The following is a 15,295-nucleotide window of genomic DNA, read 5'->3' on the forward strand; positions in this document are numbered from 1 at the left end:
CAACAGGATAGAGCATTGAAGCGATTCAGCGAAAAGCGGACGATCTCTAGAACGGAACACGCCCCGACAGATAGACGCTGTAGGTCAGGTCCGTGCCGACCGTGGCGTTGTACCCGGCCCCTCGGAACACGGACTGGCTTCCCGCCGTCAGCAGGCTGATGCTGGCCCCCGCGGTGATCTCGCCGCCATTGTCGAAACGAAGGCTGCCGCCAAGTCCGGCCGTCCATGTATCGGTCTGGATGTCGGCCCCGGTTCCCACGCCGCGATCCCAGCTTACCACGGCCGTTCCGATCAGCCTTTCGGAAAACAGGTGACCGATCCCGGCGCTCACCGTCCACCCGTCCCGGTAGTTGAGCGTGAAGGTGCGCAACGGTCCCAGCCCGCTGTTGACCGTGATGGACCGCAGAACGCTCCAGTCGGCCCACTTGACCGAACCGAAGGCAAACCATCCCGGCGCGATGCCGCTTTGCACCTTCAGTTCGATCGACTGCGGCAGCGTGTTGCCGACGGTGATCGGAATGGCCAGGCCGGGACCGGTCACCATGCCGATCGCATTGTGGGTCACCGCTGACCGGTAGAGCAGTTCGGCGCGCATGCCGTATTGCGGGATGTCGTAGGCCAGGCCGAGGCGGTAGCCAAGCGCCGAATTGTCGGTCGCGGACGTCATCGCGACGACGCCCGGCGCGATCAGCTGGTCCTGGGAAAAGCTGAACTGCTCGATGAAAACGCCGCCGAGGAAGTGCAGCCGGCCGGGTCCCGCCGCCATGCGCAGGGCACAGGTCAGCCCGTATTCATGGGTCCGGAAACCCTGCGAAACCGAACCGTCGGGCGCCGATCCGGCCAGGAACCCCGAATAGTCCGATGCGGCGCCGAACGGCTGCGTATAGGTGGCGGCACAGGCCGTGTGATCGCCAAGGCGCACGGCGGCGGCAACGGACGGCACGACGTAATCCCTGGAAAAGACGCCGGAGAATGCAGGTGCGGCCGGCACCAGCGGTCCCGGCCCGGGAAACGGGGTAATGGTGGCGAACTGGCGTTGTGGCGCGACGAACAGCAACTGGCTGCTCACCGAAAACGGCGCATCGTCGTAGAGCACCGAGAGATCGGCCGTTCCTCCCCGGTCGAATCCCCCTGCCCTGGCCAACGTGGCAAGAAACACGATTGAAATGCCAAGAAGCGATGCCCGGATATGCAAGTCCCGATCCCCATCCGTCCCCGAAGATACTGTATAGTCCGCACCGCGGCAGCCAACAGTCAAGCCTCCACAAGTTGCACCGGCGGTTTTGCCGGGCCAGCTTGTCGGCTGGCGCCGTTCGGAAGGTTTTTTCCCCTGTTTCAAGGGCGCAGGCGAGGTCCGGAAAGCGTGTGCTGAAGTGACGGGGTCACTGGCCGGGCCGGAATGCCTCCACCACGGCGGGATCGGTATCGATTCGCCCGGCGCCGATCAGGTCGAGGCAATAGGGAATGGCCGGGAAGACCGCATCGAGGCAGGTGCGGATGGAGGCCGGCTTTCCGGGAAGGTTCACGATCAGCGTCGTCCCGCGCACGCCGGCGGTCTGCCGCGACAGGATGGCGGTCGGCACCTCCTCCAGGCTCTTCTTGCGCATCAGCTCGCCAAAGCCCGGCAGTTCTTTTTCGATCACGTCCGCCATGGCTTCCGGCGTCTCGTCGCGCGGCGACGGGCCGGTGCCACCGGTGGTCAGCACGAGATCGGCGCGCTCGGTGCTGCAGAGCGCCAGCAGCGCCGAAGCGACGGAATCGCGTCCGTCCGGGATGATCCTGGTTTCGAACCCGTAAGGCGAGGTGATCGCCGCCTCCAGCCAGGCCGCGATCGCCGGCCCGCCCCTGTCCTCGTACTCGCCACGGCTGGCGCGGTCGGAAATCACGAGCGCAACGATTTGCATGTCCTATCCTCCCAGGTGCGACATGGGCCGGGATAGCCCGCCAGAAACCGTCCCGTCAAAGCCAAAGCCATGCCCCCGGGGCTTGGCCGCCACCGCGCCGAGAATGGCCTGCTCCAGTTGCTCGGGCCCCTCCCCGCCCCGCAGCGCGGCCCGCAGGTCGACTGCCCCGTCGTCGCCCATGCACGGAAACAGCTGCCCGGTACAGCTGACACGCATGCGGTTGCAGGAGGCGCAGAAGTTGCACGACAGCGGCGCGATGAAGCCGATCAGCCCGCCGGTTTCGCCAACGCGCATGTAGCGTGCCGGTCCGCCGGTCTTCTTCGTCACCGGGGTCAGCGTGTAGCGCGCCCTGAGCCAGGCCTCGGCCTCCGTCAGCGGCAGGTGGTTGGCGCCGTAGTCGTCCAGTGCGCCGCCCAGCGGCATGGCCTCGATGAAGGTCAGGTCCATCCCGCGACCGTGGGCAAAGGCGATCAGGTCTGCCGCGTCGCGCTCGAACAGGCCCTTCTGGACCACGGCATTGAGCTTGACCGAAAGCCCTTCGGCCAGCGCGGCATCGACGCCGGAAAGCGCCCTGGCGAGGTCGCCCCAGCGCGTGACGGCGCGGTAGCGGTCCGGGTCCAGCGTGTCGAGCGAGACATTGACGCGTGTGACGCCGTTCTGCTTCAGCGCCGCCGCGTAGCGGGCCAGCAGCGTTCCGTTGGTGGTCAGCGTCACCTCGTCGAGGTCCCTTGCCTCCAAGTGCGGCTTCAACTGGGCCAACAGCGTCATGATGTTCTTGCGCACCAGCGGTTCGCCGCCGGTCAGGCGCAGCTTGCGGACACCCAGGCGCATGAAGGTCTCGGCCAGGCGGTAGGTTTCCTCCAGGCTCAGCACGTCCTTGCGCGGCAGGAAGGTCATGTGCTCCGACATGCAATAGGTGCAGCGCAGGTCGCAGCGGTCGGTCACCGACAGACGCAGGTAGGTGATGGCGCGGCCGAACGTGTCGGTGAGTGTCGGCTGGCTACGGGCAGGCGTGGTCAACGGGATGCTCCTGTCAGGCGTCATGGGCATGGGTCCCATGACAGTCGGCATGGGTGCAGCGTGTACCGGGTCCGGCCGCGGCGCGGTCGCAAGACAGGTCGCGCAGCAACCCGTCGTGAAGGCCGTAGACCCAGCCGTGAATGGCAAGCGTCCGCCCCTGCGCCCAGGCCGACTGGATGATCGGCGTGCGCGCCAGGCTGTCCACCTGTGACCGGATGGAAAGTTCGCACAGCCGGTTGAGCCGTGCCTCGGGATCTTCTGTCCCGGCAAGCGCGCCGTCATGGAGGTCCGCCACGTCGCGGATCGGCTGCAGCCAGTGGTCGATGATGCCGTGGCGGCGACCGTCCATCGCCGCGCGGACACCGCCGCAGCCATGGTGGCCGCAGACGATGATGTGCTTCACCTCGAGGCTTTCGACCGCGAATTCCAGCACGGAGAGCAGGTTCAGGTCGCCGCGGTGGACGAGGTTCGCCACGTTGCGATGAACGAAGACCTCGCCGGGTTCAAGCCCGGTGATCACGTTGGCCGGCACCCGGCTGTCGGAACAGCCGATCCACAGGTAATCCGGCTTCTGCAGCTTCGACAGCCGGTCGAAATAGCCCGGGTCGTCGCGCTCGCGGCCCTCGGCCCATTGCCGGTTGTGCCTGAGAAGGTCACTGATCATGGGGTCCGCCCTGCTCCGTCCGGCTTTTATTGCACCAGCGGCGATTCCGCCCCGCCCATGTCGATGCCGGTAATGCGGGCCCGGCCTGCCAGGATGGCGACATATTGCGCCACGGCACGGGAAAAGGCCTGCGCCTCCAGCCAGTCGGCGATGCGCTCCCGCACCGCCTCGAAGGGCAGTTGACGCGCCTCCACCGCCCGGTCGAGGGCAATGACGTGGAACCCGAAGCGGGTGGCCACCGGTGCCCGGCTGATCTCGCCCGGCTCCATCCGCGCCAGCGCGGTTTCGAATTCGGGCACGGTCGATCCTGGCGAAAGCTGCCCGAGATTGCCGCCCTGCGCAGCCGATGAACAGGCCGAGACGGCTTGCGCCACCCTCGAGAAGCCGCCGGGATCGGCCTGCAGGCCATTGCAGATGGCCTGGGCCTCGGTCCGGGCCGCTTCGCGCCGCACCGTGTCACCCTCCGGCGCGGCGATGAGAATATGCCGCGCCTCGTAGAGGGGCGCGCTGGTGAAGCGGTCCCGGTTGGCCTCGTAGAACCGCTGGCATTCCTCGTCACGGGCGCTGGGAACGGCGATCTCCCGTTCCGTGAGCGCGCGGATCGCGGCATCCTCGAAGGTTTCCGTCTGGCCGTTCTCCGAGCGCATCTCGCACAGAAGGTCCTGGCGCCGCGCCTCATTCAGCAGGAGCTGGCGCACGACCAGCGCCTCGGCCGCCGCGCGCAGCGCCTCGCCCGGGTTGGCTGCCGGATGGTTCTGGGTCTCGCGCAGGATGGCGTCTTCCGGCACGGCCACGCCATCGACCGTGATTTCCCGCATCACCGGGAGCGGCCTTGGCGGCACCCGGGTGTCGGGTTCCTTGTAGGTCGTGTAGCCGACGCCGTCCGCCGAAGGCCCGACAGGCGCACCGGCGGCGAGGCTCGGGTTGCGATAGATCGTCGCCATGGCCCTCACTCCCCGGCCGGCAGCCGCACGGGGGCGGCGCGATGGTTGCGCTCACGAACCACCTGGTAGCCCGGGCGCCACAGGTAGCGCACCGGGGCCGACAGCATGTGCACCAGGCGGGTGAACGGGAACAGCAGCAGGATCGTCATGCCCAGCAACAGGTGGGCCTTGAAGATCGGCGACACGTGCGCCACGTGCGAGGCGGCATCGCCATGGAAGGTGAAGATCCCCTGCGCCCAGGACATGAAGCGCACCATTTCCTCGCCGTCCAGATGCTGCAGCGAGACCGGGATGGTGGACAGGCCGAGCGCCAGCTGGATCCACAGCAGGATGATGATGAGCGTGTCGCTGGTGCTGGAGTTGGACCGCACCCGCGCATCGAACAGGCGGCGGTGGACGAGCAGGCTCGCGCCGGCGATGCCCATGACACCGGCAATGCCGCCGGCGATCACGGCGAGCAGCTGTTTCGCCTCGTGGCTGACGCCGAGCGCCTCGAAAACGGCGATGGGGGTGAGCAGGCCGACGAAATGGCCGGCGAAGATCACCAGCACGCCGACATGAAAGAGCACCGAGCCCCAGACGAGCTGTTTCCGGCGCAGAAGCTGGGAGGAGCCGGAGCGCCAGGAATACTGGTCGCGGTCATAGCGCAGCACCGTGCCGAGGATCAGCACGACCAGCGCGACGTAGGGATAGATCCCGAAGAGAAGCGTGTTCACAAAGCCGGACATGACTGGCCTCCGCTCAAAGGGGGTTGGCCGGCGCGGCAGCGTCCGGCTTGCGGGTATGGGCGCGCATCTGGCGCTGCAGGCGGTCCGGGCCGCAGCTTCCCTCGCCGGCATTGCCGCCGAAGGTCACCGCTTCCTCTTCCCAGACGCGGTCGAGCGCCTCCAGGTCCGCCGGGTCGTGTTCCGGCGCACCGACCAGTTCGCCGACCAGGGCGGCATCGGGCTTGCCCGCGGCCAGTTCCTCCAGCACCGCGAAGGCATTGGCATAGACCGAGCCGCGCTTCTTCAGCCGCTCGCCCAGGGCAACGACGATATGCGCCACCTGCCCCAGCAGCTCCGCCGCCTCCGCCTGCGGCTTCACCGACAGGTATTCCAGGAAGACCGGCAGGTAGTCCGGCATTTCCCGGGCGTCGATCTCGAGCCCGTCGGCCTCGTACATGGCCAGCAGGTCGACCATGGCCTGCCCCCGGTCGCGGCTCTCGCCGTGAACGTGCTCGAACAGGTGCAGCGACAGCGTGCGCGTCCGGTCGAACAGGTAGACATAGCGCTCCTGGGCGTCGAAGAGGTCGAGGCCGGCGATATCGCTCGCCAGCATCTCGATGAGGCCCTTCTGCGCCTGGCTGATCCCGCCGAGGCCGGCCACCGCCTGCCGGATCTCCCGCATGGCCCCGGCCATCGCCTCGTCGGGGTAGGACAGCAGGATGGAGAGGATTTTCAGCGTCTCGTTCATCACACGCCCTCCGGATGACGGTGAACCGGCGTCTGCACCGTCCGGGTGCGCTTGGCGCCGAAAAGATCGGTCTCGCCGCCACCCGAGCAGCCGTTGCCGAAAGTGAAACCGCAGGAGCCGCGCACGTCGTAGGCGTCCTCGGTGATCTCGCGATGCGAGGTCGGGATCACGAAGCGGTCCTCGTAATTGGCGATCGCCATGATCCGGTACATGTCCTCGATCATGCCGCCCGTCAGCCCGACCTTCTCTGCAATTGCCTCGTCGGTGACGCCGTCGATGGACTTGGCCCGCATGTAGGCGCGCATGGCCAGCATGCGCTCCAGTGCCGAGACCACCGGCGCCTCCTTGCCGCCCGTCAGCAGGTTGGCGAGGTAGCGCACCGGGATCCGGAGAGACCGGACGTCCGGCATGTCGCCGTCCAGTCCGATCTTTCCGGCTTCCGCCGCTGAAGTGAGGGGTGACAGCGGCGGAATGTACCAGACCATGGGAAGGGTCCGGTATTCCGGGTGAAGCGGGAACGCGACCTTCCATTCCATGGCCATCTTCCAGACCGGCGAATGGCGCGCGGCCTCCAGCCAGGCTTCGGGAATGCCGTCCTTGCGCGCCTGCTCGATGACGGCCGGATCGTTGGGATCCAGGAAGATCTTCAGCTGCTCCTCGTAGAGCTCGGTCTCGTCGGCCGCCGAGGCCGCCTCGCCGATGCGGTCGGCGTCATAGAGCACGACGCCGAGATAGCGGATGCGCCCCACGCAGGTTTCCGAGCAGACGGTCGGCTGGCCGGCCTCGATGCGCGGGTAGCAGAACACGCATTTCTCCGATTTGCCCGAAGACCAGTTGTAATAGATCTTCTTGTAGGGGCAGCCGGACACGCACATGCGCCAGCCGCGGCACTTGTCCTGGTCGATCAGCACGATGCCGTCGTCCTCGCGCTTGTAGATGGCGCCGGACGGGCAGGATGCGACGCAGGCCGGGTTCAGGCAGTGCTCGCAAAGCCGCGGCAGGTACATCATGAAGGTGTTTTCGAACTCGCCGTAGATCTGTTTCTCGACGCCCTCGAAATTGGTGTCCTGCGACCGCTTGGAGAACTCCCCGCCGAGGATTTCCTCCCAGTTCGGGCCCCACTCGATCTTCTCCATCCGCTCGCCGGAAATCTGCGACCGCGGCCGTGCCGTCGGGAAGGTCTTGCTTTCGCGGGCCGTCTGCAGGTGGTCGTAGTCGAAGTCGAACGGCTCGTAGTAGTCGTCGATCTCCGGCAGGTCCGGGTTGGCGAAGAGCTTGGCCAGGATGCGCCACTTGGCGCCGCCCTTCGGCTCGATCTTGCCGTTCGCCTTGCGGGTCCAGCCGCCGTTCCAGCGCTTCTGGTTCTCCCAGTCCTTCGGGTAGCCGATACCGGGCTTGGTCTCGACGTTGTTGAACCAGGCGTATTCAACGCCCTCGCGGTTCGTCCAGACGTTCTTGCACGTCACCGAACAGGTGTGACAGCCGATGCATTTGTCGAGATTGAGCACCATGCCGATTTGAGCGCGGATCTTCATTCTGCCGCCTCCTTGGGTGTGACGGTTTCGTCGAGCGGGTCTTCCATCCAGTCGACCTTCTCCAGCTTGTGCACCACGACGAACTCGTCGCGGTTGGCCCCGACGGTGCCGTAGTAGTTGAAGCCGTAGGATTGCTGGACGTAGCCGCCGATCATGTGGGTGGGCTTGGTGATCGCCCGGGTGACCGAGTTGTGGATGCCGCCGCGCTGCTGCGTGAGCTGCGATCCCGGCGTGTTCACGATCTTCTCCTGGGCATGGTACATGTAGATCGTTCCCTGCTTCATGCGCTGGGAGACGACCGCGCGTGCCACGATGGCACCGTTGGTGTTGAAGACCTCGACCCAGTCGTTGTCGACCAGGCCCGCCGTCCTGGCATCCTCTTCCGAGATCCAGACCACCGGTCCGCCACGGTTGAGCGTGAGCATGAGCAGGTTGTCGGAATAGGTGGAATGAATGCCCCATTTCTGGTGCGGCGTGATGAAGTTGAGCACCACGGACTTCTTGCCCGCCGACTTCTCCTCGATCATCGGGTTCACCGTCTTGGTGTCGATGGGCGGCCGGTAGACGCAGAACGCCTCGCCGAAGGCCCGCATCCACAGGTGATCCTGGTAGAGCTGCTGGCGCCCGGTGATGGTGCGCCACGGGATCAGTTCGTGGACGTTGGTGTAGCAGGCGTTGTAGCAGACCTTCTCCGATTCCAGGCCCGACCAGGTCGGCGACGAGATGATCTTGCGCGGCTGGGCAACGACGTCGCGGAAGCGGATCTTCTCGTCTTCCTTCGGCACCGCCAGGTGGGTGTGGTCGCGGCCGGTGTTCTTCGACAGCGCCTCCCATGCCTTCACCGCCACCTCGCCGTTGGTCTCCGGCGCCAGCATCAGGATCACTTCCGTCGCATCGATGTCGCTCTCGATCCGCGGCCGGCCCTTCGTCGGACCGTCCTCGGTGACCACGCCGTTCAGCTTGCCCAGAGCCTCGACCTCGTGCTCCGTGTTCCAGGAAATGCCCTTGCCGCCGTTGCCGAGCTTGTCCATCAGCGGCCCGAGCGCGGTGAAGCGCTTGTAGAGGTTGGGATAATCCCGTTCCACCACGGCGACCGCCGGCATCGTCTTGCCCGGCATCGGCTCGACCGCACCGGTCTTCCAGTCCTTCACGTCGAAGGGCTGGGCCATTTCGGCCGGCGTGTCGTGCTGGATCGGCACGAGGACGACATCCTTCTCGACGCCCAGGATTTCCGGGGCGACATCGGAGAATTTCCGCGCGATGCCCTTGAAGATCTCCCAGTCGCTGCGCGCTTCCCAGGCCGGATCCGCCGCGCTGGAAAGCGGGTGGATGAAGGGATGCATGTCCGACGTGTTGAGGTCGTTCTTCTCGTACCAGGTGGCCGTCGGCAGAACGATGTCGGAATAGACGCAGGTGGTCGACATGCGGAAGTCGAGCGTGACCAGCAGGTCCAGCTTTCCTTCCGGCGCCTCGTCGTGCCACTTCGCCTCGCGGGCGCGCTGCCGGCCTTCCTCGCCGAGATCCTTGCCCATCAGGCCGTTCTGCGTTCCCAGCAGGTGCTTGAGGAAATACTCGTGCCCCTTGCCGGACGAGCCGAGCAGGTTGGAGCGCCAGACGAACATGTTGCGCGGCCAGTTGGCCGGGTCGTCCGGATCCTCGCAGGACATTTCCAGGTCACCGGCCTTGAGCCGGGCGGCGACGTAGTCCTTAGCCTCCTGCCCCGCCTCTGCCGCGGCCTTCGCGACGGCCAGAGGGTTGGTCTTGAGCTGCGGCGCGGACGGCAGCCAGCCCATCCGCTCGGCGCGGATGTTGTAATCGATCAGCGTGCCGTCCCACGGCCCTTCCGGTGCCGTCGGCGACAGGATCTCGTCCACCGTGAGCGTCTCGTAGCGCCACTGGTCGGTGTGGGCATAGAAGAACGAGGTCGAGTTCATCTGCCGCGGCGGGCGGCTCCAGTCCAGCCCGAATGCCAGCGGCAGCCAGCCGGTCTGCGGACGCAGCTTCTCCTGGCCGACATAGTGGCTCCAGCCGCCGCCCGACTGGCCGACGCACCCGCACATGACCAGGAGGTTGATGATCCCCCGGTAGTTCATGTCCATGTGATACCAGTGGTTCAGGCCGGCGCCGAGAATGACCATCGAGCGGCCGTTGGTCTTCTCCGCGTTGCGGGCAAACTCGCGTGCCACGGTGATGATGTGGTCGCGCGGAACCCCGGTGATCTTTTCCGCCCAGGCCGGGGTATAGGGCACGTTGTCGTCGTAGGACGTGGCGCAGGTCGCGTCATTGAAGCCGCGATCCAGCCCGTAATTGGCGACGAAGAGGTCGAACACGGTGGCGACCAGCGTGTCGCCCTCGGCCAGCTTCAGCTTGCGCGCCGGCACCGAGCGCAACAGCACGCTCTGGTGGTCGGTGCCCTGGAAATGATCGTGTTCCCGGTTGCCGAAATAGGGGAAGGCGACGCTCGCCACCTCGTCGTGCTCGCCGTCAAGCACGAAGCTCATGTCGAGTTCGACATCGCGGCCCTTGCCGTCCTTGGACTCCAGGTTCCACTTGCCCTGTTCACCCCAGCGGAAGCCGACGGAGCCGGCCGGTGTCACCGGCTTCTTCGTCTTCCCGTCGATGGCGACGGTCTTCCATTCCGGGTTGTTCTTCTCGCCCAGCGCGCCCTTGAAGTCGGATGCGCGCAGCAGCCGGTCCGGCACGAAATGCCCGTTCTTCTTGACGAGTTTCACCAGCATCGGCATGTCGGTGTAGCGGCGGCAGTAGTCCTCGAAATACTCGGCCTGCCGGTCGAGATGGAACTCGCGCAGCACCACGTGGCCCATCGCCATGGCGAGCGCCGCGTCGGTGCCCTGCTTGGGGTGCAGCCAGATGTCGGAGAACTTCGCCGCTTCCGAATAGTCCGGCGAGACCACGACCGACTTGGCGCCCTTGTAGCGGGCTTCGGTGTAGAAATGGGCATCGGGCGTGCGGGTCTGCGGCACGTTCGATCCCCACAGGATGAGGAAGCCGGCATTGTACCAGTCGGCCGATTCCGGCACGTCGGTCTGCTCGCCCCAGGTCATGGGCGAGGCCGGCGGCAGGTCGCAGTACCAGTCGTAGAACGACATGCAGGTGCCGCCGAGCAGCGACAGGTAGCGCGAGCCCGCCGCGTAGGAGACCATGGACATGGCCGGGATCGGCGAGAAGCCGATCACCCGGTCCGGGCCATAGGTCTTCGCCGTCCAGGCGTTGGCGGCGGCGATGATCTCGTTGACCTCGTCCCAGGAGGCCCGCACGAAACCGCCGTGGCCGCGGATCGAGGTGTAGGCCGCCCGCTTGGCCGGATCGGTCTGGATCGCTTCCCAGGCCCCGATCGGCGTCTTCACCGCCCGCTCCTTGCGCCACAGCTTGAGCAGGCGGGACCGGATCAGCGGGTGCTTCACCCGGTTGGCCGAGTACATGTACCAGGAGTAGCTGGCACCGCGCGCACAGCCGCGCGGTTCATGGTTCGGCAGGTCCGGCCGGGTGCGCGGATAGTCCGTCTGCTGCGTCTCCCAGGTGACGATGCCACCCTTGACGTAGATCTTCCACGAGCAGGAGCCGGTGCAGTTCACGCCGTGGGTCGACCGCACGATCTTGTCGTGCTGCCAGCGCTTGCGGTAGGCGTCTTCCCAGTCGCGGTTTTCCGTCGTGGTGACGCCGTGACCGTCGGAGAACGTGCCGGTGTTCTTTTTCGCCAGGAAGTTCAGGCGGTTGAGAAGATGGGACATTTCAGGAAACCTTTCGCCGGGTTTCAGCAGGGCACCGAGGCGCCCTTGCGGGAGTAGAACAGCCAGGTGATCGCCAGGCAGACCACGTAGAAGACGAGGAAGGCCCAGAGCGCGCCGTTGGGAGCACCGGTCATGGAGATCGACGTGCCGTAGGCCTTCGGGATGAAGAAGGCGCCGTAGGCGGCGATGGCAGAGGTGAAGGCGATGATGGCCGCGCTTTCGCGTTCCGCGACCTTCAGCGTCTCGGGGTTGTTGGCGCCCAAGATGCGCGGGATTTCCTGGCGCATGATCGAGGGGATCATCTGGAAGGTGGAGGCATTGCCGACACCGGTCAGGAAGAACAGCGCCATGAAGCAGGCGAAGAAGCCCCAGAAATTGCCGCCCTGGCCGTCGACGGGCAGGAACTGGATCACGCCCCACACCGCGGCGATCATGCCGAGGAAGACCCAGAAGGTGACGCGGCCGCCGCCGAACCTGTCGGAGATCCAGCCGGTGGCAGCGCGCGACAGCGCACCCACGAGCGGGCCGAGGAAGGCATAGGACAGCGCGTTGACTTCAGGAAACTGCGTCTTCATGAGCAGCGGGAAACCCGCCGAATAGCCGATGAAGGAACCGAACGTGCCGGTATAGAGAATGCACATCACCCAGTTGTGGAAGCGCTTGAGGATCGACAGCTGGTCGGCGAGCGAGGCCTTGGCATCGGCGATGTCGTTCATGCCGAACCAGGAGGCGATCGCCGCGACGGCGATGAACGGCACCCAGATGAATCCGGCGTTCTGCAGCCACAGCTTCGAGCCGTCCTCGAGCACCTGCGCCTCGCCGCCGATCGAGCCGAACACGCCCATGGTGATGACCAGCGGAACGGTGAACTGCATGACCGAAACGCCGAGGTTGCCGAGACCGGCATTCAGCGCCAGCGCATTGCCCTTGGTCTTCTTGGGATAGAAGTAGGCGATGTTGGCCATCGAGGAGGCGAAGTTGCCGCCGCCGAAGCCGCAGAGCAGCGCCAGCACCAGGAACGTCATGTAGGACGTGTTGGGGTTCTGGATGGCGAAACCGATGCCGATGGCCGGCAGCAGCAGCGACGCCGTGGAGATGGCCGTCCAGCGGCGCCCGCCGAAGATCGGGATCATGAAGGAATAGAAGATGCGCAGCGTGGCGCCGGACAGGCCCGGCAGGGCCGCGAGCCAGAAGCGCTCGTCAACGGAGAAAGCGAAGCCGATGGCCGGCATGCGGGCGACGACGACCGACCAGACCATCCACACGGAGAAGGCCAGCAGCAGCGCCGGGATCGAGATCCACAGGTTGCGGGTTGCGATCGCGCGGCCGGAATTGTCCCAGAACGCGCTGTCTTCGGGACGCCAGTCCTGCAGCACGTGGCCGCTGTTGGCGGTGGTTGCGGAATTTGCCATGGGAACCTCCCTTGATGGCTGAGATGGGGGGCAGGCCGGACTGCCTGGCCTGCCGGATCGGGTTCATTCGGCCGCGGGGGCCTTGTTCGTTTTCTGGTGCTCGATGATCGCCAGTCCGGTCTCGAAATCCTTCATGGCCTTGTCGGCGCGGGCACGCAGTGTCTCGATGTTGGCGACCATGAAGTTCGCCTTTTCCTCGGCTTCCTGTTCCGGGCTGAAGCGGACGAAGAAGGCGAGGAAGGAAGCGGCGGTCACCACCATGCCCATGATCAGGAAGGCATCGGGCCAGGTGATCGCGCCCTTGAAGAGGAAGCCTGCCGCGACGGCACCGGCATTGCCACCCGCGCCGACCACGCCGGCCACGGCGCCAAGCGCCTTCTTGTTGATGAACGGGACGACGGAATAGGTCGCGCCTTCGGCCATCTGCGTGAAGAGCGAGAAGACGATCAGCGAGGGCAGCGCCAGGTAGAGGACGTTCATCCGCGAGAACAGCATCAGCGCCAGGCCTTCGCAGAACAGGCAGATGAAGAGCCAAAAGGCGCGACCGCGCAGGCCCCACAGGGCCCCGTAATTGTCGCCGAAGATGCCGCCGAGCGTGCGGGCGAAGATGTTCATGAGGCCGAAGGACGCGGCCACGAGGCCGGCCTCGACGAGACCCAGCTTGAAATAGTCGGCGAAATACAGCGCCGCCGTGTTGTTGACTGTCAGCTCGATGCCGAAGCAGGCGCCGTAGATGATGAAGAGCATCCACACGCGGCTGTCGCCCAGCGCCTTGAGGTAATTGGCATTCACCGTCTTCTTTTCGGGCATCATTCCGCGCGCCCTCAAATCCGCATAATTTCCGTCGGGCGCGTCCTGCGTCCAGAAGTAATAGGCGATACCGGTGCAGAAGATCGCCGCCCCCACGACGACCATCGACAGGCGCCAGCCGATCGCCTCCGAGAATCCGAAGCCGACGACGAAGACGGAGAAGATCAGGGGCATGACGAACTGGGTCACGCCGCCGCCGAGGTTGCCCCAGCCCGCCGAGGTGGCATTGGCCTGGCCGACCACGTTGGGAGCGAACATGACCGAGGTGTGATACTGCGTGATGACGAAGGAAGCGCCGATGGCGCCGATCATCAGGCGGAAGATCAGGAACGTCTGGAAGTCATGCGCCAGGCCGATGCCCATCACCGGCAAAGCCCCCAGTGTCAGCAGGCCGGTATAGGTCAGCCGCGGACCGATCCGGTCGCACAGCCATCCGATGAGCAGCCGGGCGAACACCGTGGCCGCGACCGATGCGATGATCGTCCAGCCGACCTGCTCCTTCGTCAGTGCCAGTTCGTCGCGAACGACTTTCATCAGCGGCGCGATGCCGAACCAAGCAAAGAAGCAAAGAAAGAAAGCGAACCACGTCATGTGGAACGTGCGGATCTGCACCATCGTCACCTTGAAGAAGTTTCCCCAAAGGCTGGTGGCCTTGTTCTGGAGTTCCATCGAAAGTCCCCGACTTCAGTTGATTGCGGCCACGCCGGCGCGGCGGTGCCTCTTGTCGCTTCAATGGAATGATCGATCAGAAGGGGCGTTGGGCTTGACCTAGGTCAACCACAGATGCTCTCGATAGCGAAACAAGGACTGTGCCGGAAGGCGTCGTGCCTCACGCGGAAAACGATCAAGGATCGAGGTCGCCTTGCCCAGCCGGCAAACCTCAGCTAATCAAGTCAAGGCTTGATAATTATCAAGGAGCAAGCCGTTGCGGACATCGGACATCCCCGAAATCAGGTCTCTCCGCCTGTTCGAGAGCATGTCGGAGTCCGCGTTCGATTCGCTGATGCAGGCGGCCTACCTGCAGACCTTCCCGGCGCAACTGGAACTGATCCGCGAAGGGGACCCGGCGGATTTCCTCTATGTTCTCACCGATGGCTGCGTCGAGATGTTCGCGCGCACGAACCAGCGCGAAACGACCATGGGAATGGTGCACCCGGTCGGCACCTTCATTCTTGCCGCCGTCCTGAAGGATGCCGTCAACCTGATGTCGGCCCGCACCGTGCAGAAATCGAAACTCCTGCTGATCCCCTCGGCCAACGTGCGCGCGGCCTTCGAAAGGGACGAAGCCTTCGCCCGCGCCATCGTCGAGGAACTGGCGGGCTGTTATCGCGGCGTCGTCAAGGACCAGAAGAACCTCAAGCTGCGCTCTTCGGTCGAACGCCTCGCCAACCGGCTGCTGCGGTTTCACCAGGACCAGGGCGCAAGCGGCAGCCTGGATCTGCCCTATGACAAGCGGACCCTGGCATCGCTCCTCGGCATGACGCCGGAGAACCTGTCCCGGGCGTTCAACACGCTGAAGCCCTACGGCGTCGAGGTGGACGGCGCCACCGTTCACCTGTCCGACGTGGACAGCCTGGCCAGGCTGGCAAAGCCGGACGCGCTGATCGACGAACTGGCCACCTGATCGTCAGGGCAATCTGAAAAGACGCGGCAACCGGCTTCGCGCCGGGCATCGGACGGCCTGTCCGGCGCGCCGGCAACGCATCGTATTGCGGTCCGGTCCGTCCATCTGGCAACGCCCGGCATTGCCTTCGGATATCCGAAATTTCTTCATCAGCATTTTGTTTGCGAAACTGCAA

Annotated in this window: 11 protein-coding genes and 1 pseudogene; 1 reads left to right on the forward strand and 11 read right to left on the reverse strand. The window is 65.3% G+C overall.

What is annotated here, in order from left to right; genetic code table 11:
- Window positions 1–46 precede the first annotated feature (46 nt).
- The 11 genes and pseudogenes from CSC94_RS08355 to CSC94_RS08405 all read right to left on the reverse strand — a co-directional run bounded on the left by CSC94_RS08355 (window position 47) and on the right by CSC94_RS08405 (window position 14,165).
- Complete coding sequence (locus CSC94_RS08355; RefSeq protein ID WP_133122844.1) at window positions 47–1,159, reverse strand: outer membrane protein transport protein; 1,113 nt, start codon at window positions 1,157–1,159, stop codon at window positions 47–49.
- A gap of 223 nt (window positions 1,160–1,382) precedes the next feature.
- Window positions 1,383–1,904, reverse strand: coding sequence for a molybdopterin adenylyltransferase (gene mog / locus CSC94_RS08360; RefSeq protein ID WP_099305808.1), 522 nt, complete (start codon window positions 1,902–1,904; stop codon window positions 1,383–1,385).
- A gap of 3 nt (window positions 1,905–1,907) precedes the next feature.
- Window positions 1,908–2,954, reverse strand: coding sequence for a GTP 3',8-cyclase MoaA (moaA, locus tag CSC94_RS08365; protein WP_425356510.1), 1,047 nt, complete (start codon window positions 2,952–2,954; stop codon window positions 1,908–1,910).
- Window positions 2,938–3,618: a carbonate dehydratase gene (can, locus tag CSC94_RS08370; RefSeq protein ID WP_425356513.1), complete on the reverse strand. Its 681-nt coding sequence runs from the start codon at window positions 3,616–3,618 to the stop codon at window positions 2,938–2,940. Before can ends, moaA begins: the two co-directional genes overlap by 17 nt.
- Window positions 3,615–4,532 carry a peptidylprolyl isomerase gene (locus tag CSC94_RS08375; RefSeq protein WP_099305814.1) on the reverse strand — a complete coding sequence of 306 codons (918 nt, stop codon included), beginning with the start codon at window positions 4,530–4,532 and terminating at the stop codon, window positions 3,615–3,617. The genes can and CSC94_RS08375 overlap by 4 nt, the downstream gene beginning before the upstream one ends.
- A 5-nt stretch (window positions 4,533–4,537) precedes the next feature.
- Complete coding sequence (gene narI, locus CSC94_RS08380) at window positions 4,538–5,260, reverse strand: respiratory nitrate reductase subunit gamma (protein ID WP_099305816.1); 723 nt, start codon at window positions 5,258–5,260, stop codon at window positions 4,538–4,540.
- A gap of 13 nt (window positions 5,261–5,273) precedes the next feature.
- The gene (gene narJ, locus CSC94_RS08385) at window positions 5,274–5,987 is read right to left on the reverse strand and encodes a nitrate reductase molybdenum cofactor assembly chaperone (protein WP_099305818.1); all 714 of its coding nucleotides are present in this window, start codon (window positions 5,985–5,987) and stop codon (window positions 5,274–5,276) included.
- A complete protein-coding gene (gene narH / locus CSC94_RS08390; RefSeq protein ID WP_099305820.1) occupies window positions 5,987–7,522 on the reverse strand; it encodes a nitrate reductase subunit beta in 1,536 nt (511 codons plus the stop codon). Before narH ends, narJ begins: the two co-directional genes overlap by 1 nt.
- Window positions 7,519–11,274, reverse strand: coding sequence for a nitrate reductase subunit alpha (locus CSC94_RS08395; RefSeq protein WP_099305822.1), 3,756 nt, complete (start codon window positions 11,272–11,274; stop codon window positions 7,519–7,521). The genes narH and CSC94_RS08395 overlap by 4 nt, the downstream gene beginning before the upstream one ends.
- Window positions 11,195–12,665, reverse strand: a pseudogene (locus tag CSC94_RS08400) (NarK family nitrate/nitrite MFS transporter); the annotation flags it as partial. The pseudogene CSC94_RS08400 and the gene CSC94_RS08395, both read right to left, overlap by 80 nt.
- Before the next feature lie 84 nt (window positions 12,666–12,749).
- Entirely contained in the window at window positions 12,750–14,165 is a 1,416-nt protein-coding gene (locus CSC94_RS08405) for an MFS transporter (protein ID WP_099305826.1), read from the reverse strand.
- Window positions 14,166–14,421: 256 nt separating this feature from the next.
- Here CSC94_RS08405 and CSC94_RS08410 point away from each other — a divergent pair, with 256 nt between their 5' ends.
- Window positions 14,422–15,120 (forward strand): helix-turn-helix domain-containing protein, encoded by a 699-nt coding sequence (locus CSC94_RS08410; RefSeq protein ID WP_099305828.1) that lies wholly within the window; start codon window positions 14,422–14,424, stop codon window positions 15,118–15,120.
- Window positions 15,121–15,295: the final 175 nt, after the last annotated feature.

It is taken from the genome of Zhengella mangrovi (assembly GCF_002727065.1).
Lineage (GTDB): Bacteria > Pseudomonadota > Alphaproteobacteria > Rhizobiales > Rhizobiaceae > Zhengella > Zhengella mangrovi.